The 19,950-nt window shown below is 42.0% G+C and carries 17 protein-coding genes and 1 pseudogene; 11 read left to right on the forward strand and 7 right to left on the reverse strand.

The genetic code is table 11. The annotated features are described in order from the left end of the window. The first annotated feature begins 3 nt into the window (after positions 1–3). The 8 genes from GD630_RS10650 to GD630_RS10685 all read left to right on the forward strand — a co-directional run bounded on the left by GD630_RS10650 (position 4) and on the right by GD630_RS10685 (position 8,048). On the forward strand, positions 4–1,497 hold the full coding sequence (locus GD630_RS10650; RefSeq protein WP_182505753.1) for a DUF5687 family protein: 1,494 nt from the start codon (positions 4–6) through the stop codon (positions 1,495–1,497). Between the two features lie 40 nt (positions 1,498–1,537). Continuing rightward, a complete protein-coding gene (locus GD630_RS10655) occupies positions 1,538–2,242 on the forward strand; it encodes an ABC transporter ATP-binding protein (protein ID WP_143865447.1) in 705 nt (234 codons plus the stop codon). 26 nt (positions 2,243–2,268) lie between these two features. Beyond that, positions 2,269–2,781 carry a C40 family peptidase gene (locus GD630_RS10660; RefSeq protein ID WP_143865449.1) on the forward strand — a complete coding sequence of 171 codons (513 nt, stop codon included), beginning with the start codon at positions 2,269–2,271 and terminating at the stop codon, positions 2,779–2,781. A gap of 22 nt (positions 2,782–2,803) precedes the next feature. Continuing rightward, positions 2,804–3,442, forward strand: a complete 639-nt coding sequence (locus tag GD630_RS10665; protein WP_007757290.1) for an HAD-IA family hydrolase — start codon at positions 2,804–2,806, stop codon at positions 3,440–3,442. A 140-nt stretch (positions 3,443–3,582) separates the two neighbouring features. Further along, on the forward strand, positions 3,583–3,900 hold the full coding sequence (rplU, locus tag GD630_RS10670; protein WP_007765121.1) for a 50S ribosomal protein L21: 318 nt from the start codon (positions 3,583–3,585) through the stop codon (positions 3,898–3,900). A gap of 22 nt (positions 3,901–3,922) precedes the next feature. Next, on the forward strand, positions 3,923–4,186 hold the full coding sequence (rpmA, locus tag GD630_RS10675) for a 50S ribosomal protein L27 (protein WP_007757287.1): 264 nt from the start codon (positions 3,923–3,925) through the stop codon (positions 4,184–4,186). Between the two features lie 146 nt (positions 4,187–4,332). Then, a complete protein-coding gene (gene serS, locus GD630_RS10680) occupies positions 4,333–5,607 on the forward strand; it encodes a serine--tRNA ligase (protein WP_007765118.1) in 1,275 nt (424 codons plus the stop codon). A 140-nt stretch (positions 5,608–5,747) separates the two neighbouring features. Beyond that, entirely contained in the window at positions 5,748–8,048 is a 2,301-nt protein-coding gene (locus tag GD630_RS10685) for a bifunctional dihydroorotate dehydrogenase B NAD binding subunit/NADPH-dependent glutamate synthase (protein WP_143865451.1), read from the forward strand. A 103-nt stretch (positions 8,049–8,151) separates the two neighbouring features. Here GD630_RS10685 and panD read toward each other — a convergent pair whose 3' ends face one another. Continuing rightward, the gene (gene panD, locus GD630_RS10690; RefSeq protein WP_007765116.1) at positions 8,152–8,505 is read right to left on the reverse strand and encodes an aspartate 1-decarboxylase; all 354 of its coding nucleotides are present in this window, start codon (positions 8,503–8,505) and stop codon (positions 8,152–8,154) included. A gap of 18 nt (positions 8,506–8,523) precedes the next feature. Beyond that, positions 8,524–9,369 carry a pantoate--beta-alanine ligase gene (panC, locus tag GD630_RS10695; protein ID WP_143865453.1) on the reverse strand — a complete coding sequence of 282 codons (846 nt, stop codon included), beginning with the start codon at positions 9,367–9,369 and terminating at the stop codon, positions 8,524–8,526. 142 nt (positions 9,370–9,511) lie between these two features. Here panC and GD630_RS10700 point away from each other — a divergent pair, with 142 nt between their 5' ends. Together GD630_RS10700 and GD630_RS10705 are read left to right on the forward strand one after the other, a co-directional pair. After that, complete coding sequence (locus tag GD630_RS10700) at positions 9,512–10,351, forward strand: glycogen/starch synthase (protein WP_007765114.1); 840 nt, start codon at positions 9,512–9,514, stop codon at positions 10,349–10,351. A gap of 21 nt (positions 10,352–10,372) precedes the next feature. Continuing rightward, positions 10,373–12,091, forward strand: a complete 1,719-nt coding sequence (locus GD630_RS10705) for a DUF4270 domain-containing protein (RefSeq protein WP_143865454.1) — start codon at positions 10,373–10,375, stop codon at positions 12,089–12,091. 176 nt (positions 12,092–12,267) lie between these two features. Here GD630_RS10705 and GD630_RS10710 read toward each other — a convergent pair whose 3' ends face one another. From GD630_RS10710 to GD630_RS10720, 3 genes are read right to left on the reverse strand one after another with little or no spacing between them, the layout of a single operon-like run. After that, positions 12,268–13,665, reverse strand: coding sequence for a glycoside hydrolase family 57 protein (locus tag GD630_RS10710; RefSeq protein WP_143865456.1), 1,398 nt, complete (start codon positions 13,663–13,665; stop codon positions 12,268–12,270). A 17-nt stretch (positions 13,666–13,682) separates the two neighbouring features. Further along, entirely contained in the window at positions 13,683–14,951 is a 1,269-nt protein-coding gene (locus GD630_RS10715; protein ID WP_143865458.1) for a glycosyltransferase, read from the reverse strand. 17 nt (positions 14,952–14,968) lie between these two features. Further along, positions 14,969–16,906, reverse strand: coding sequence for a glycogen debranching enzyme N-terminal domain-containing protein (locus GD630_RS10720; RefSeq protein WP_143865460.1), 1,938 nt, complete (start codon positions 16,904–16,906; stop codon positions 14,969–14,971). Between the two features lie 165 nt (positions 16,907–17,071). Here GD630_RS10720 and GD630_RS21580 point away from each other — a divergent pair. Continuing rightward, positions 17,072–17,209 (forward strand): annotated as a pseudogene (locus tag GD630_RS21580) (rhomboid family intramembrane serine protease); the annotation flags it as partial. A gap of 46 nt (positions 17,210–17,255) precedes the next feature. Here GD630_RS21580 and GD630_RS10725 read toward each other — a convergent pair. Together GD630_RS10725 and GD630_RS10730 are read right to left on the reverse strand one after the other, a co-directional pair. Continuing rightward, positions 17,256–18,428, reverse strand: coding sequence for a TlpA disulfide reductase family protein (locus tag GD630_RS10725; protein WP_182505584.1), 1,173 nt, complete (start codon positions 18,426–18,428; stop codon positions 17,256–17,258). A gap of 1 nt (position 18,429) precedes the next feature. Further along, positions 18,430–19,950 carry a S41 family peptidase gene (locus GD630_RS10730; RefSeq protein ID WP_143865464.1) on the reverse strand — a complete coding sequence of 507 codons (1,521 nt, stop codon included), beginning with the start codon at positions 19,948–19,950 and terminating at the stop codon, positions 18,430–18,432.

Genomic DNA, 19,950 nt, shown 5'->3' on the forward strand with positions numbered 1-19,950 from the left:
AGAATGATGATATTCAACGAATTACGCAAACATGGAAGGCTCGCCGCCAAACGGCATCCGATGTATGAAAAGAACAAAGTAGCTAAAATACTCGGTTATGTCATGGGCGCATTTTGGGCCGGTTACCTGATATTCTTCGGTACGACGTTCGCGTTCGGTTTTTCAGATATGGTTCCCAATCGGGAACCATATCACGTTATGAACGGCGTAGTTTTGATTTTTATCCTGGCACTCGATTTCCTGTTGCGTGTTCCGTTCCAAAAGACACCGACACAGGAGGTAAAGCCCTACCTCCTGCTGCCGGTTAAACGGAATCGCGTCATCGACTTTCTTCTTATCCGTTCCGGACTTAGTCTGTTCAACCTGTTCTGGTTATTCCTATTTGTCCCTTTTTCTTTCATCACCATTACCAAATTCTTTGGTACCATTGGAGTCATTACCTATCTCATAGGCATTTTACTTCTGATTATCGCTAACAATTACTGGTATTTGCTTTGCCGGACACTTATCAATGAACGTATTTGGTGGATTCTGTTACCCATCGTTTTTTACGGTGGAACAGGTTGCCTTCTTTTAATTCCCCAAGACAGTCCGCTCTTCTATTTTTTCATGGATCTGGGAGACGGGTATATTCAAGGGGACATCCTCTATTTTCTCGGCACGATACTGGTCATCATCCTTCTATGGCTGATCAACCGCAAGATTATGTCCGGACTTATCTATGCAGAATTATCCAAAGTAGATGATACCCGGATCAAGCATGTTTCCGAATACAAATTCTTCGAACGTTACGGAGAAGTTGGCGAGTACATGAGACTGGAACTGAAAATGCTCCTACGCAACCGCCGTTGTAAGGGCTCACTGCGCAGTATCACCATCGTAGTTATAACCTTCTCCACCCTGCTCAGTTTTTCGAGTGTCTATGACGGTAACGTCATGACCTCCTTTATCTGCGTTTACAATTTTGCCGCTTTCGGAATGATCATCTTATCACAAATAATGTCATTCGAGGGTAATTACATCGACGGATTGATGTCTCGCAAAGAATCAATCAGAAGTTTGCTTAAAGCTAAATACTACATTTATAGTATAGGTGAAATCATTCCTTTCCTATTGATGATTCCCGCCATCATCATGCACAAACTGACTCTGTTAGGTGCTTTCGCCTGGTTTTTCTATACCATCGGCTTTATTTATTTCTGTTTTTTCCAACTGGCTGTTTACAATAAGCAGACAGTCCCCCTCAACGAAAAAGTAACAAGCCGCCAAACCAACAGTGCGATACAGATGTTAGTCAACTTTGGGGCATTCGGTGTCCCTCTTATTTTATACAGCCTATTAAATACATTTTTAGGTGAAACGATTACTTACACCATCCTGTTGGTAATCGGACTTGGTTTTGTCCTGACTTCTCCGTTATGGATCAAGAATGTATATCATCGCTTCATGGAGCGGAGATACGAAAATATGGAAGGTTTCAGAGACAGCCGCCAATAAAAAGTTCATGAATCATTAACCCATATAAACATAGAAAGTCATGATTGCCATTGACAGACTTAGAAAGAATTTCGGTGAAAAGGTTGCGGTAGATATAGAACACTATGAAATCAATCAAGGTGATATGCTCGGCTTGGTAGGAAACAACGGTGCCGGAAAGACAACGCTTTTCCGATTAATGCTCGACCTATTAAAAGCGGACAACGGGAAAGTAGTGATCAATGACATTGACGTAAGCCAAAGCGAAGACTGGAAAAGCTTTACAGGCGCATTTATAGATGACGGATTTTTGATTGACTATCTTACTCCTGAAGAATATTTCTACTTCATCGGAAAGATGTACGGATTAAAAAAGGAGGAGGTGGACGAACGCCTGGTTACTTTTGAACGCTTCATGAACGGAGAAGTGATCGGACACAAGAAACTGATCCGTAATTACTCCGCCGGCAACAAACAGAAAATCGGTATCATCTCCGCCATGCTTCATCATCCGCAATTATTGATATTGGATGAACCGTTCAATTTCCTCGATCCCAGTTCCCAGTCTGTCATCAGACATCTGCTGAAAAAATATAACGAAGAATACCGGGCAACAGTCATAATCTCCAGTCATAACCTGAATCATACGGTAGATGTATGTCCTCGAATTGCTTTGCTGGAATATGGGGTAATCATCCGCGATATAACCAACAAGGACAATTCAGCCGAAAAAGAGCTGGAAGATTATTTTAATGTGAAAGAATGAGGGTATTTACTATTTAAGAATAAACGATGAAAGCAAAATTCAAACTGATACTTATTCTAGTAGGGCTGACCGCCATACTCTGTTCCTGCCGCACCTCCGCTCCGCGTCTGGATTATCAGGCATTGGCACGGGCTTCTATCCTATTAGGGGTGGACATCAATATGGAAGATAACCACAAGCTCTATCTGGAAGCGGCCAATTGGATAGGAACTCCCTATCGTGGAGGTGGAGACTCAAAGAGAGGTACTGACTGTTCCGGCATGGTTTATCAGATATATCGTAAAGTATACCACATTCAAGTGCCACGCAACACGGAGGCCCTGAAAAGCAGGAGCAACAAGATAGCCAAACGAAACCTGAAAGAAGGAGACTTGCTCTTTTTTACCAGCAACCGCTCTAAAAGAAAAGTAGCCCATGTCGGCATCTACCTGAAGAATGGAAAGTTCATTCATGCCAGCACAAGTAAAGGAGTAATAGTCAGCAGGCTAAGTGAAGATTACTATAACAGACATTGGATTAGCGGAGGCAGAATCCGTTAACAATCAAACCCCAAAGTTCCCTATGAATTATAAAACCTATTTATTTGATTTCGACTATACCCTGGCCGATTCGTCACGCGGCATCGTTAAATGCTTCAGAATCGTACTTACCCGTCACCAATATTTGACAGTCACTGATGAAGCTATCAAACGTACTATCGGTAAAACACTCGAAGAATCTTTCAGCATTCTGACCGGAGTGACCGACCCGGCACAACTTGCAGCCTTCCGACAGGAATACAGGCAGGAAGCAGATATACACATGAACGTGAATACCTGTCTTTTCCCCGACACATTATCAACATTGACAGCGCTGAAAAAACAAGGTGCCCGTATCGGCATTATCTCTACTAAATATCGTTTTAGAATAGTAAGCTTTTTGGAAAAGTATATGCCCGAAGATTTTCTGGATATTGTGGTGGGCGGAGAAGATGTGAAAGCCGCCAAACCTTCACCGGAAGGAGTACGATTTGCTTTGGAACATTTGGGTAGTGCACCTCAAGAGACCTTGTACATCGGAGACAGCACCGTTGATGCGGAGACTGCCTGCAACGCCGGAGTGGACTTTGCCGGAGTACTCAACGGAATGACTACCGCAGAAGAACTGCAAGCTTATCCACACAAAATCATCATGAGAAATCTTGAAGAGTTAGTCCGATAGCAAAAAAATAAAAGAAATATTTGCCGGGTATGAATAAAAATAGTACTTTTGTGCCCGATTATTCCGCAACGGGTTCGACAAAGAGTTCTCTAAGTGATTAAAGACCACCCGCCGGAGCTAACTTATACATTATATATAAGATGTACGCAATTGTAGAAATTAACGGTCAGCAGTTTAAAGCAGAAGCTGGTCAGAAGTTGTTCGTTCACCACATCGAAGGTGCAGAAAACGGTTCAACAGTAGAATTTGAAAAAGTTCTTTTGGTAGACAAAGACGGAAACGTAACAGTAGGTGCTCCTATTGTAGAAGGCGCTAAAGTTGTTTGCCAGGTTGTATCAAACTTGGTTAAAGGTGACAAAGTACTTGTTTTCCACAAGAAAAGAAGAAAAGGTCACAGAAAATTGAACGGTCACCGTCAACAGTTCACTGAGTTAACAATCACAGAAGTAGTAGCTTAATCAATTTAAAAAGTAAGAAGAAATGGCACATAAAAAAGGTGTCGGTAGTTCTAAGAACGGCCGCGAATCAGCAAGTAAGAGATTAGGCGTTAAGATATTTGGTGGCGAAGCTTGCAAAGCAGGCAACATCATCGTTCGTCAAAGAGGTACTGAATTCCATCCGGGTGAAAACATCGGAATGGGTAAAGACCATACTCTTTTCGCTTTGGTAGATGGTACAGTTAGTTTCAAGGTAGGCAAAGAAGACAGAAGATATGTTTCTGTTGTTCCTGCAACTGAAGCGTAATTGCATTACAGAAAATATTCAAGAGAAGGAGATGTAATCCAAGTGATTGCATCTCCTTTCTTTTTTATGTCAGTTTTCATTGCTTGGTTCTTTGTTTTTTCTTTATCTTTGCATCCATTAAACGAAAGTTCATTAAAAGTATAGATATGCTTACCATTAAACAAATTACAGAAAACACAGAGGCGGTTATCCGCGGACTGGAAAAGAAGCATTTCAAAAATGCAAAAGAGACAATCGACCAAGTGATTGCTTTAAACGACAAGAGACGTACTACACAAAATCAATTAGATAAAAACCTGGCAGAGGTCAACTCGCTTTCGCGTACTATCGGACAACTGATGAAAGAAGGCAAGAAAGAAGAGGCTGAATCTGCACGTGCCCGCGTTGCCGAACTGAAAGAAGGTAACAAAGAATTGGATGCTGTCATGACACAAGCTGCAACAGAAATGCAGAACGTGCTCTACACGATCCCCAATGTTCCTTATGACAGTGTACCTGAAGGTGTAGGAGCAGAAGACAATGTCGTAGAAAAGATGGGGGGCATGGAAACAGAACTTCCTAAAGATGCGCTTCCTCATTGGGAATTGGCTAAAAAATACGACCTGATTGATTTCGATCTGGGTGTAAAAATCACAGGTGCAGGTTTCCCTGTATACAAAGGTAAAGGCGCACAACTTCAACGTGCCCTTATCAACTTCTTCTTGGACGAAGCACGCAAGTCCGGATATACCGAAATCATGCCGCCGACAGTTGTCAACGCTGCTTCCGGTTACGGCACAGGACAGCTTCCCGACAAAGAAGGACAGATGTATCACTGCGAAGTAGACGATTTATATCTGATCCCGACAGCAGAAGTCCCTGTGACAAACATCTATCGTGACGTAATTCTGGAAGAGAAACAGTTACCGATTATGAACTGCGCATACACTCAATGTTTCCGTCGTGAAGCAGGTTCATACGGCAAAGATGTGCGTGGCCTGAACCGCCTGCACGAATTCTCCAAAGTAGAATTAGTCCGTATCGACAAGCCGGAACACTCTAAGCAGTCTCATCAGGAAATGCTTGACCACGTAGAAGGCCTGTTGCAGAAACTGGAACTTCCGTACCGCATACTTCGCCTTTGCGGTGGCGACATGAGTTTCACCGCTGCGCTCTGCTTCGACTTTGAAGTATATTCGGAAGCACAGAAACGCTGGTTGGAAGTAAGTTCCGTATCCAATTTCGATACTTATCAGGCCAACCGCCTGAAATGCCGCTACCGTAATGCGGACAAGAAAACCGAGCTTTGCCATACATTGAACGGTTCGGCATTGGCACTCCCCCGTATCGTTGCCGCTTTGCTCGAAAACAACCAGACTCCGGAAGGTATCAGAATCCCGAAAGCACTGGTTCCATATTGCGGCTTTGACATGATAGACTAATAAAAGAGCAAGTATATAAAGAGCCACTCATCAAAAGAGTGGCTTTTCTTTTTTGTTTTTCGTAAATAAGCTGTATCTTTGCCGAAATTTATAACATTCTGATAGCAGTTACGTAATAAAACCAACAAAATAATTAGATAATGAACAAAATCATTAGCAAAGAACGCTTTTCTGAGAAAGTATTCAAATTTGAGATTGAAGCTCCTCTGATTGCTAAATCTCGTAAGGCCGGACACTTCGTCATCGTACGTGTAGGCGAAAAGGGAGAACGTATGCCTCTGACTATAGCCGGTTCTGACGTAAAGAAAGGCACTATTACCTTAGTAGTACAGGAAGTCGGGCTTTCTTCAACCCGTCTTTGCGAGCTGAACGAGGGTGATTACATTACGGATGTAGTAGGTCCGTTGGGACAGGCTACACACATTGAGAAGTTCGGAACAGTAGTTTGTGCCGGTGGTGGTGTAGGTGTTGCTCCGATGCTCCCCATTGTACAGGCTTTGAAAGCTGCCGGAAATCGTGTGATTACCGTATTGGCGGGACGTAACAAAGATCTTATCATCCTGGAGAAAGAAATGCGTGAAAGTTCCGACGAAGTAATCATCATGACGGACGACGGTTCATACGGCCGCAAAGGTCTGGTGACGGAAGGTGTGGAAGAAGTTATCAAACGCGAGAAAGTGGATAAATGCTTCGCCATCGGTCCTGCAATCATGATGAAATTCGTTTGCTTGCTAACCAAAAAATATGAGATTCCGACCGATGTTTCACTAAACACTATCATGGTGGACGGAACAGGTATGTGCGGTGCTTGCCGTATTACCGTAGGAGGAAAAACGAAATTCGTTTGTGTAGACGGTCCCGAATTTGACGGTCACCAGGTTAATTTTGACGAAATGCTGAAACGTATGGGCGCATTCAAGAATATCGAACGCGAAGAAATGCACAAGCTGGAGTCGGAATGCGAAGCCACCAAAGAAATAGACGAAAACAGCCGCAATGCAGCCTGGAGACAGGAGTTGCGCAAATCAATGAAACCCAAAGAACGTACAGCGATTCCCCGTGTAGAGATGAATGAGCTTGACCCGGAATACCGTTCACACAGCCGCAAAGAAGAGGTAAATCAAGGTTTGACGGCAGAACAGGCAGTTACAGAAGCCAAACGTTGTCTTGACTGTGCTAATCCGGGATGTACCGAAGGCTGTCCGGTAGGTATCGATATTCCTCGTTTCATCAAAAATATCGAGCGCGGAGAGTTCCTTGAAGCAGCCAAAACTTTGAAAGAGACAAGTGCGCTTCCGGCTGTTTGCGGTCGTGTTTGTCCTCAGGAGAAACAGTGTGAATCAAAATGTATTCATCTGAAAATGAATGAGAAGCCGGTCGCTATCGGTTATTTGGAACGCTTTGCCGCTGATTACGAACGCGAAAGCGGACAAATTTCAGTACCTGTCATCGCTGATAAGAACGGTATCAAAATAGCAGTAATTGGTTCCGGACCTGCCGGACTGGCATTTGCCGGTGATATGGCTAAGTTTGGCTATGATGTAACTGTATTTGAGGCATTACATGAAATCGGTGGTGTATTGAAATACGGTATTCCCGAATTCCGTCTGCCCAACAAGATTGTAGATGTAGAAATAGACAACCTTGTGAAGATGGGGGTTAACTTTATCAAAGACTGCATCGTAGGAAAAACAATCAGCGTGGAGGATTTGAAGGCAGAAGGTTTCAAAGGCATATTTGTCGCTTCCGGTGCAGGACTGCCGAACTTTATGAATATTCCCGGAGAGAACTCGATCAACATCATGTCTTCCAACGAATATCTCACCCGTGTCAATCTGATGGACGCAGCCAGTGAAGAATCCGACACTCCGGTAGCTTTCGGCAAGAATGTAGCGGTTATCGGTGGAGGAAACACAGCTATGGATTCTGTTCGTACCGCCAAGCGTCTGGGTGCCGAACGTGCCATGATTATCTACCGCCGTTCGGAAGAAGAGATGCCCGCACGTATCGAGGAGGTAAAACATGCCAAAGAAGAGGGAGTAGAATTCCTGACACTCCATAATCCCATCGAATACATAGCCGACGAACAAGGATGCGTTAAACAGGTAGTCCTGCAAAAGATGGAATTAGGTGAACCGGATGCTTCCGGACGTCGCAGTCCTGTACCCGTTCCCGGAGCAACAGAAACAATAGACATCGATCTGGCCATCGTCAGTGTAGGTGTATCTCCCAACCCGATTGTTCCGAGTTCTATCAAAGGACTGGAATTAGGACGCAAAGGAACGATTGCCGTTAATGACAATATGGAATCTTCCATTCCCATGATTTATGCAGGCGGTGACATCGTGCGCGGTGGAGCAACGGTCATTCTCGCTATGGGAGACGGCCGCAAGGCTGCTGCTGCCATGAATGAGCAACTAAAAGCAAATGCCGGTAACTAACCGCCGGCGCTTGCTTCAGCATAATAAAAATAGAATAAGGAAAGCCCCGTCTACATCAAGTAAACGGGGCTTTTCTTATTATTCAAATATCAAAGATACTTTCCTACTTTACCACTTTGTTTGTCTCTGGATCCGGGAAAATAACTGTCGGTTTAAACGACTTGGCTTCCTCAAAATCCATCAATGCGTAAGACATGATAATAACAATATCATCCGGTTGCACCTTACGTGCCGCAGCACCATTCAGGCAAATCTTGCCCGAACCGCGTTCACCTTTGATAATGTAGGTTTCAAAGCGCTCGCCGTTATTGTTATCGGCAATATACACTTTCTCCCCCGCAATCATGTTTGCAGCGTCCAGCAAATCCTCATCAATCGTGATGCTACCCATATAGTTTAAGTTAGCTTCCGTGACGCGCGCGCAATGAATTTTCGACTTCAACACTTCAATCATCATAAGGTTTCGTCTTTTTAGTTATTCTTTATATTTAATGTTATCAATCAGTCGTACTTCCCCGCAGAATACGGTGATACACCCTACCGCATAAGAAGTATCTTCCCAATCATTTATCTTCTGCAATGTATTTCCGTCTACAATCTCAAAGTACTCCAAACGCAAGCCCGGTGCAGCTTCAATCGCATCCTCCACCATCTTTTGCGTCTCACTTACCGTATGAGTGGCCGCAAAGTTACGACTTTTAAATAATGTGCGGGAAATATTTAAAGCATTTTCACGTTCTTCTGCAGACAAACGCTTGTTACGGCTACTCAATGCCAACCCGTCTTCTTCACGTACGATAGGGCAACCCACAATCTCCAAAGAATAATTTAATTGCCGAACCATCTCACGGATAATCGCCAACTGCTGGAAATCCTTCTCACCGAAATAAGCCCTATCCGGCTGCACTGCGTCAAACAGCTTGCTGACAATCTGGCAAACACCATTGAAATGTCCCGGACGGAACGCTCCTTCCATCACAGTATCCAACGGAGCATAACTGAACTGACGGGTATCCGGTTCCGGGTACATCTCACTCACCGAAGGAGCAAATACCAATGCTGCACCACATTCTTCCAACAAGCTGCAATCAGCCTCCAACGTACGCGGATATTTCTCTAAATCGTTTTTATCGTTAAACTGTGTGGGATTCACAAAGACACTCACTACAGTTACACCATTCTCACTTACGCTGCGCTTTACCAGAGATGCGTGTCCCGCATGCAAAGCACCCATTGTAGGAACCAATCCTACCTTTTTACCCTGGGCTTTCAGTGCCGACAATTCGGCCTGTAAGTCCTTGATAGTGTGCACTACTTTCATTTTCGTCTATTGGTTTATGTTTTACTCGTTTGCAAAAACTCTGCAAAATAAACTAATATTTGCCACATAAAGAAAGAATATCTTATTTAATGTGTCTTTTTTTTCGTATCTTTGCACAATATTATAGAGAACTATTGTTATTATGACAAAGGCGAATAAAGTTTTATTTATTACTCAAGAGATTACACCTTACGTTTCAGAATCCGAAATGGCCAATATAGGTAGAAACCTTCCACAGGCGATCCAAGAAAAAGGCCGTGAAATCAGAACCTTTATGCCCAAATGGGGAAACATCAATGAGCGCAGAAACCAACTGCACGAAGTGATTCGTCTTTCCGGTATGAATCTGATTATTGACGATACTGACCACCCCCTAATCATAAAAGTCGCTTCTATTCAATCCGCACGTATGCAGGTATATTTCATCGACAATGATGATTATTTCCAGAACCGTATGCAGACTGCAGACGAAAATGGTGTGGAATATGATGATAACGACAGCCGCGCCATCTTCTATGCACGCGGCGTGCTGGAAACGGTGAAGAAGTTGCGCTGGTGTCCGGATGTAATTCACTGTCACGGCTGGATGACTGCTTTGGCTCCTCTTTATATTAAGAAAGCCTACAAAGACGAACCTTCCTTCCGTGACGCTAAAGTAGTATTCTCGGTTTATGAAGACGACTTTAAAAATACACTTAGCGATGACTTTGCAACTAAATTGATGTTGAAAGGTATCACAAAGAAAGACTTGGGTGATTTGAAAGAACCGGTAGATTATGCTGCTCTCTGCAAACTAGCTGTTGATTATTCCGATGGAGTAATACAAAACAGTGAAAAAGTGGACGAATCCATTATTGAATATGCCCGCCAATCAGGCAAGCTGGTACTTGATTACCAAAATCCGGAAAACTATGCAGATGCCTGCAATGAATTCTACGATAAGGTATGGGAAACTACTGCCAGCAATAACGAAGAAGAATAAAAAATTCAAGATACGACGATCATGAAAGCAAAATATGCCTTAATAGCTTTATTGGCAATCACTTTTTTCGGCTGTGATGATAATACAGCCGGTTTGGGACTAGGAATGTTTCCGGGAAGTGACCAGAATATTAATGGAAAACTAACGACATTTGACGTGACAACAGAATCCGTTCATGCCGGGAAGATTTACGCTATGAGTAATATCGGATATGTCGGGAAATTCACAGATGAAACATTTGGAACTTACCAAGCCGGATTCTTGGCAGAATTAAATTGCCCTAAAGGAACGACATTTCCCGGAATCTTCAATTATGACAAAAATACAGCCTTTGACAACAAAAATAAACTTACCCAAACAATGGTGGGAGAAGGTGGGAACGCCAAAGATAAAGAAGACATTACTTTTGTAAGGGATGAAAATGACAAAATTATTGGCAATATTCACACGATCGAACTCTACTTATGGTATGACAGCTATTTTGGAGATTCATTAACAGCATCCCGCTTAAGTGTTTATGAATTAGGAGATGCAGAAAAAGAGCTGAATGAGAACAATGCTTATTATACAGATATTAACCCCGAAGAATTTTATACCCCACAAAACCTATTAGGAACTAAAGCCTACACTGCGGTTGACCTATCAGTAAAAGATTCCATTAGAAATCTTAGTACATACGTCCCCAGTGTACATGTCTCTTTTAAAGATGATGCGGCAATAAGAATAGGTAGAGAAATTATACAACACGCTTATAAGGCTGGTACAAATTTCGATAATAAGGCTTTTAGAGAGGCGTTCAAAGGGATTTACGTTAAAAGCGACTATGGTGACGGTACAATACTTTACATTAATCAAATTCAAATGAATGTGGTATACAAATCCTATGCTATTGATACCATCAAAGGTACTATATTACCAAAAACAGTAGTGAAAGATGGCGAGTCACCTGATTCTACCTATTACGGATATCGTATGTTTACTTCTACCCGTGAAGTTATTCAGGCAAATCAACTTAAGAATGACAATACCGCCATTCAAGACTGTATAAAGAAAGACGGATGGACATATTTGAAAAGTCCTGCAGGAATCTTTACGCAAATAACTCTTCCTATCAATAAAATAGCAGACCAACTTCAAGGAGACACGCTGAATGCCGTAAAATTAGGAATACCTATTTATAATGAGACTAATGATAGAAAATTCGGAATGTCTATTCCTAAGAGTGTATTGTTAATACGGAATAAATATAAAGATAGTTTCTTTAAAAACAATCAGTTAAGTGACGGAATTACTTCATCCTTATTTGATTATTCATCTTCTACATCTAGCTTGACTCAATATACATTCAACAATATCACACAAATGATAAATAATTGTTTGGCTGATAAAGAAGCAGCAGAAAGAGACATACGCGAAAAAGGATTTACAAAAGTTTCCTTGACAGATCCAGAAGGGAATGTCTATGAAGAAAATGTTGATAATATCGAAAAATGGGAGGAGTTGATTGAATGGGATAAATTTGTACTCATTCCAGTACTTGTAACCAAAGATGCCTCTTCAAACAGTTATTACAGCAGTTCTAACGTAATCAGCATACAACATGATTTGAAACCGGGATATGCACGCTTAAAAGGAGGAAGCAAAGGAAATCAACAAGATCCACAAGGTAATCCTTTATATCCGGACAACGTGCTCAAGCTTGAAGTTATCTCTACAAGTTTTGGAACTAAATCGAAATAGAAAATATATCTATAAAGAAACAGCGCAGACTACTTTTATGTAATCTGCGCTGTTTCTTTATAGACACCGTTCTCATAGAATCACAATAAAAACCCCGTGAGTTTGATGTAAATTACATCTCATTCACGGGGTTCATTATAATCAGATACTTATTCCTTCTTTACTTTTCAGCTATTTTAGTTTTTTTGGGTCTTCCGGTTGTTTTTTTTCGGTTCAGCTTCAACCTTTTTAGCAGCAGCCTTCTTTGCTACGGATTTCGTAGCCGTTTTCTTAGCAGCAGTTTCTTTAGCTACCTTTGCCTGCAACTTCTCAACCATTTTCTCCAACTCAGTAATTTCATCTCCCTGATTCTTGATCGTAGTCAGCAAAGAATTAAGTTCCTCGCTATCCACATCGGCAGGATACAATGAATCCACCCGTTTAATGAAGTCACCTAAAATATTCATGTAGTTAGTGAACGCATCATAAGGAGAATCATAAATACCACGATTCAGCCAGATACCCGTATTCTTCGTAGTCATAAAACGGAAGTTGTTACTTGCCTGCAAATAATCCCAGTCCTGCTTGATACGGCGGTCATCACTCAGATGAACGCGTTCCGCCACACTATACAATTTGTTGAAAGCCTCACGTTGCATGACATTACCCAACCAGCAGCTAGTATCTCTTTCCTCATCCACCCATGACATCGGATAGGCAACGTCAAGCTGAGATACAGATTTCAGTTTCGTCACAATTTCGGTCGGTGTAGAGAAAGTAATACCTTTCGCCTTTGCGCATTCCGGCAAAGCCTTCAAGAACTCCAGAATATTAGAAGATAACGGTTGAGCCATACCAAGCGCACTCAATTCCATAAAGATATTGATAACCTGTTCTTCCTGTGGCAACGCATCAATCCAACTGATATACTTATCTGCAAACAGAGGATATTCCGCCCAATCCGAGTTAGAGAAACGCAAACTGATATCATCCGACAACTTAAAATCTCTTAACAGAAGTTTAAGACTGGGAGCTTGATTGCAGTGATATACATAATGCGGACTCTTCCATCCCAATACGTGCTTAGCACCTTCCGTCAACATTCCTTTGAAGCCCATAGAAGCCACTAATCCACCAATATCGTCCGAGTAAATCAAACTGGAATTGCGGAATACTTTCGGTTCTTTGCCAAACATCTGTTTCATCTTATTACGCTGGCGAATCACCTCCTCACGGAAACAATCCTCGTTAGCAAGTGAGGACAGACCGTGTGAATAAGGTTCGCAAAGGAACTCGCAACAACCGGTATCGTTCAACTGATGCAACAAATCAATTACTGCCGGAGCATGGATCTCCAACTGTTCCAAAGCCACACCCGAGATAGAAAGCGCCACCTTGAAAGCGCCACCCGAATTTTTAGCCATCTCAATCAATGCACTGAGAGCAGGAATATATGAACGTTCGGCAACCTCATTCATACTCGTTTCATTCGCATAATCATCATAATAATAATGATCATTACCGATATCGAAGAAACGATAACGTTTCAAATGTATAATTTGATGTATTTCAAAATAAAGACAGATAGTTCTCATTTTTGTATATTGTTTCGTTATTTACCATAGTTTCTTAACACATCCTCGTAGAGAGCACGGATTCTCAAGCCTACCTTTTCCCAAGTAATTCCATCCACTTCCCGCTTTCCTTCTTCCTGTAGATACTGGAAAAGAGACGGATTGGTACAAATGGAATAAATCGCATCGGCCATCGCATGAATATCCCAATAATCGGTCTTAATCACCTTATCGAGAATTTCACCGCATCCCGACTGCTTTGATATAATGGAAGGCGTTCCACATTGCATCGCTTCCAACGGGGCGATACCGAAAGGTTCTGATACAGAAGGCATAACAAACACATCGCTATTCTTATAAACCTCATATACCTGCTTACCTTTCATAAATCCCGGAAAATGGAAACGGTCGGCAATACCACGCTCGGCAACCAGATTGATCATGGCATTCAACATATCACCCGAACCTGCCATCACGAAACGGATGTTACGGGTACGCTGCAACACCAGAGCGGCTGCCTCCACAAAGTATTCAGGACCTTTCTGCATTGTGATACGTCCGAGGAAAGTAACTACTTTCTCTTTTGAATGATCGGGACGTGGAATATCTTGAAGTTCCTGCGACAATGGATAAACGGCATTGTGCATGGCAAATACTTTTCTTGGATCCTGATGATATTCATTAATCACCGTACGGCGGGTCAGTTCGGACACACACATGATACAGTCGGCATGATCCATACCGTTCTTCTCAATCGAATAAACAGTCGGATTGACTTTTCCGCGAGAACGGTCAAAATCCGTAGCGTGCACATGAATACAAAGCGGTTTGCCGCTCACCATCTTGGCGTGCACACCGGCAGGATAAGTCAGCCAGTCATGCGCATGGATAATATCAAACTCCTGCTGACGGGCTACTACTCCGGCAATAATCGAAAAGTTGTTGATTTCCTCGTGCAGATTTCCAGGATAACCTCCTGCAAACTCCATACATCCCAAATCATTGACATGCATATAGGAGAAATCGGCATAAATATGGTCGCGGAAAGAATAATATTCTTCTGGTGACATCCCCCCGTGCAAGCGTGACTTCAGATAGTCATAATTAACATCACGCCACACAATAGGCACTTGGTTCATACCGATTATTTTCAAAAACTTTTCTTCTTCACCACAGGGCTTAGGCATACAAAATACTGTTTCCATATCACCCTGCAAGCTCAATCCTTTAGTTATTCCGTAAGAAGCAACTGCAAGACCACCATATATTTTCGGAGGGAATTCCCATCCAAACATTAAAACTTTCATCTTCGTTCCTCCTTTCTTTAATAATATTTAGACAGCAGCTTCAAAACACGTAATATTTCCGCTACATTCATTGCAAATGACACAGCACCACGTCCTCTGAAAGGCGGATTTCCATCAAACAGTTCGGCAATGGAACCCACACAATGGCTTGTCATTTCATCATCATAGCTAATCAACTGACGCTCAACGAACGACAGTCCGCTCGTCTTATAGATCCGTAAGTAAGCCTCCAGATAGAATCCCATCAGCCAAGGCCAAGCCGTTCCCTGATGATATGCATAATCACGCTGTACCTGCGGACCTACATAATTCGGATTGTATCCCCCACTCTTCGGACTCAGTGAGCGAATTCCCTTAGGAGTAAGTAATTCTTTGGTTACGATATCTAGCACCTGTTTCTTCTGTGCCCTGTCCAAAGGAGAATAATCAAATGCTACGGTAAATATCATGTTCGGACGTACACTCCAATCCATCATATTACCATCTACATAATCGAGCAAATATCCATATTCGTTACGGAACACCTCCACGAATGATTTACCGGTCACTTCGGCCTGCGCATCAAGTTCATCTGCAAGGATTACATCACCACCTTCGCGTACCAAATCAGCCACAAAGCGCAACGCATTATACCACAACGCATTAAATTCAACAATATATCCCGTACGCGGAATCACCGGATGACCGTTTACCGTAGAATTCATCCAAGTAATCGCCTTCTCCGTACCGTTGGCATACAACAGTCCGTTTTCATGCAGGAAGAGGTTATCATGCTTCCTTTGACGGATAAATACCATGATATCTTTCAAAAGCTCTCCATATTTCTGGCGGCACTGTTCGCGCGAAGTTTCTTTGGTATATTGCTGCAAAGCCCATACAGCCCACAGCAACACATCGGGGTGTTCCATTTCATAAATTTTGTACCCCACAGGTTCTTCATTGATGAAGTTACGGATTGCCTTTTCCGCCGTTTTCATCACATCTTCAAACTGATCTATCTCGTCAATGGCAAGTGTCAGTCCCGGCAAAGCGATGAACATATCGCGCGCCCGACATTTGAACCACGGATAACCGGCAAGAATATAGTGTTCGCCCTCCTGCTGATTGTGGAATTGATGAGCAGAGTTCTCCAAACAGTGATAGAAACTATCACGCGGTGTACGATCGGCCACTTCCGCTTCAAATGTCTGTTTCAGCCTGCGAGTCGTCGTTTCTGAAATTCCGGCAGAGAAAACAATGCTTTCTCCTTTCTTTATATCCACTTCGAAATAACCGGGTACATAAAGATCTTCATTGAAGTCATATCCGCGTTCCTGTTCCTTCGGATATTCGATTCCCCGATACCAGTCGGGTTGGAAATGGAATTCACATTTTTTATTCAACTGCATGTAAAGTTCCGGATATCCGGGATACATACAAGTCTTGATTCCGTTCTCCACCAATTGATACTCACGGCTCGCCTGAGCGTTTTCATGGGTATATTCGCGTACACTTCTGAAAGCAAGAAACGGCCGGAAACGCAAAGTTGTCGCCGAATGAGCGTCCAGCAACGTATAACGAATCAGGATTCTATTTTCATGATGTACAAAGATTTTTTCTTTGCGGAGAACCACACCTCCAACACGGTAAGTTGTCGCCGGGATATGTTCACAATCAAATTCACGGATATACTTGTGCCCGTTAGGACTGAAGTTATTTCCTTGATATTTATGCAATCCCAAGTTAAACTCTGCACCGTGTTGAATTACCGTTTCATCAAGAGAAGATAGCAGCACATGATTTTCATCGTCTATATTGGGGATAGGAATCACCAACAGGCCGTGATATTTGCGTGTGTTACAATCAACAATCGTTGTACAATGATAAGCTCCTGCCTTGTTCGTCCGAAGAATTTCTCTTTGAAGAGACTCTTCGAGATTCGTCATGAGGGTCTTGTCAAATCGTAAATAACTCATAGTTGTGCATTATTTAAAGGTTAATTATTGGTCATTATATTGTATATATATTACCGTCATATTGCATATATATCGGCTAGAGCGGTATATACAACGGGTATAATGCCCAAATGTACAAATTATAGATAAAAACAAAAATAAAAAGGCTTTTTATTTTCAGTTTTTGTGCAAATATTCGTAGTATTGCGTAAAATATCTAAAGAAAAGAATGTCGTGAAGCAAGATATTCAGCGTATCATGCTGGCTACAGCAAAATCTTTGTTCCCAATTTTTATCCTAATATGTCTTGGAAAATTAAGAGTCACCACAGAGACAGTACGAAGGTCGAATGCTATGTTCTATTAATATCTTATTTATTTTTCGCTGCCAATAATTCCTTTATTGCATTCTCCAGCTTATAATCATGTAAATTACGCACTGCAATTTTCCCTTTCTGATCGATCACAATAATAAAAGGAATCGCACTTATAGCATAATCTTTAGTTATCGTACCATGCCAACCTTTCAAGTCAGAGATTTGCGGCCAAGGAATCTGATGTTTTTTCACAGCAGCCTCCCATGCACTTCTTTTCGTATCCAGAGAAACACTGACAATATCTAATCCTTGCCCGTGATAGGTTTGATACAACGATTTCAAGAAAGAAAGTTCCTGCACGCAAGGCACACACCAAGATGCCCAAAAATCAACCATTGTCACATGACCAGGATGTACGTAATCGGACAATTTCACCTCTTTTCCTGCTAAATCCCTACAAATAAAGTCACGATAGACATTACCAATCTCTGTTAATTCTACGGACTCTCTCCAATGCTCCACAGCCTCTTTATCTTTTTCCTTCTTCAATTCTGCTTTGCATCGATAATTTTCGCCTACCAAAGCCAATAAATTAGCGTAAATATCTGCCGGATAATAATTTTCCGGATAAAAGAAAAAGAAAAATGCTCCAACCTCTGTTCCTATATAATCGGAAACAAATCGGACATGAGCCGGCTTCAGTTCGTTATACAATGCACCGATACGCTGATTGAAGGCAGACATTTCCTCTGGATTCAAAGTACGTGACTTCTCTACGGAATCCCGTTCAGCCACAAGCACATTATTTCTTTTCTTAATCTCCCGATTTAGAGCTAAAAGGCGATCATCATATTGTTGATTCAGCATTCCTCCTTCCAATCGAACTCCCAAAGAAGTATAATCCAGTTTTATCTCTCCAGTCTCCACAATACAATTACATTCCGGCAGACCATACATAAAATGATCATCTTTCGGCGGCAAAGCCAATTTGACGACAAAAGGTTCACCATTCACTTGACACTCAAAGCTAAAACGCCCGTTACGAATCAACGCACTATCCAGTTTCTGATCATTTTCTCTAAAAATTACATCTGGCCGGATCATGTAAATATACAAACTATCATATTCATTCGTATGCACATCCGCTTCCAATTTAAATACAGAAGCCTGCCTGCACGAAGACAAGCAGACACATAGCATAAAGATGTTTATTACAATATATTTCATATCAGTCATTTTCTCTTAAAATCATTTGATAATCACTTGGGGTACTTAATATTTCATAGGCTTTCCGGACACATGGATTCATCGAATTTAATACCTGATAATAATATCGGTTTTCGTTAAACAAATCACGGGCTAAAAGCGCTTTCAGCTGTACAGTCAAGAAGCTTTTCGATTTCTCATATTCTTCTTCCGAGAAAGTTATATTAGCCTCTCCTGCCATTCTACATAGTTCTTGTAATAAATCATCTCCTTGGAAATCTCTTTGAAAAGTTTCAAAAGTCTTATATTTTTTCTGCAATGCCATTCGATGTTCCACCACAAAATCACGCACAGTTTGTTTTTGTACCCCACTATACACCAACATATTATACCATTGCGTAAAATGCATTGTATCGGTCTGCACACTAATATCCGGCATAATTCCTCCTCCACTCTTCAAAGTACGATGAGTACGCAAAGATTTGTAGGTATCACTTGATGGCTTGAATGGCTGCTCCTCTTTTTTATATACTTTTTGAATAGAACGTCCGCTCGGAGTAAAATAACGTGCTACGGTCAGTCTGAGTGCTGACCCGTCCTCAAAAGGAAAAGTATCCTGAATAAGTCCTTTTCCGAAAGTACGGCTTCCTAACAGAACTCCGCGATCCCAATCTTGTAAAGCACCTGCCAGAATCTCTGCCGCCGACTTAGTCTGCCCACTGACCAACACTGTCAGCCGCCCCTGTTCAAACAGACCTTTAGTACCAGCTTGAAATGTCATCCGGTCCATATGTACGCCATCTGCATAAACTATAGACTTAGTTCCATCCAATAACTCATCCGCTATCGTCACCGCTTCATCAAAAAGTCCCCCTTCATTCTTTTGAATATCAAGAATCAGGTTTTTCATTCCCTGACGAAGTAGCCCCTGAAGGTGTTTTTTAAAATCGTTTGAGACATTTTTAGAAAAAACAGAAATAGCCAGATAACCAGTTTCCTCATCGATCATATAGGAAGTTCTTATGCCGGAAACCGGTAGATAAGCACGAACTATCTTCCGTTCAGGAAGTAGTTTCTTACCCCGCTTTACTTGCAAAGTAACCACGCTTCCCTCTTCTCCGTTCAATAAACGAAAGATCTGACCGTCTTGTAGTTGTCCCAGCGTCTTTCCGTCCACCGATACAACCTCATCTCCCGCCCGAATACCTTGTTTCCAAGCATTTCCATTCCTCTCAACAAAAGTCACATAAAAATGTCCGTTTTTCCAAGTACCTTCCACACCTATTCCAGCAAAATTTGTCATCCCTCCCAATACCTGCTCATTGCCTTGCAGCTGTACAGGCGGCAAGTATTCAGAAAAAGGATCCAGCTTCCTCATCATCTCCGCAATTGTATGATTGATATAAGCTTCTTTAGATATTGAATCAACATAAAGATTCGTTATTGCATACAATGTTTGCATCAGTTTCTCTTCCGGAGTTGATTGAGCCTTTAGCGCGCAGCCAGCAATCATCAACAGTGCCCACAATAATATTACTTTCAT

The sequence above is a fragment of the Bacteroides zhangwenhongii genome (genome assembly GCF_009193325.2).
Classification (GTDB): Bacteria; Bacteroidota; Bacteroidia; order Bacteroidales; family Bacteroidaceae; genus Bacteroides; species Bacteroides zhangwenhongii.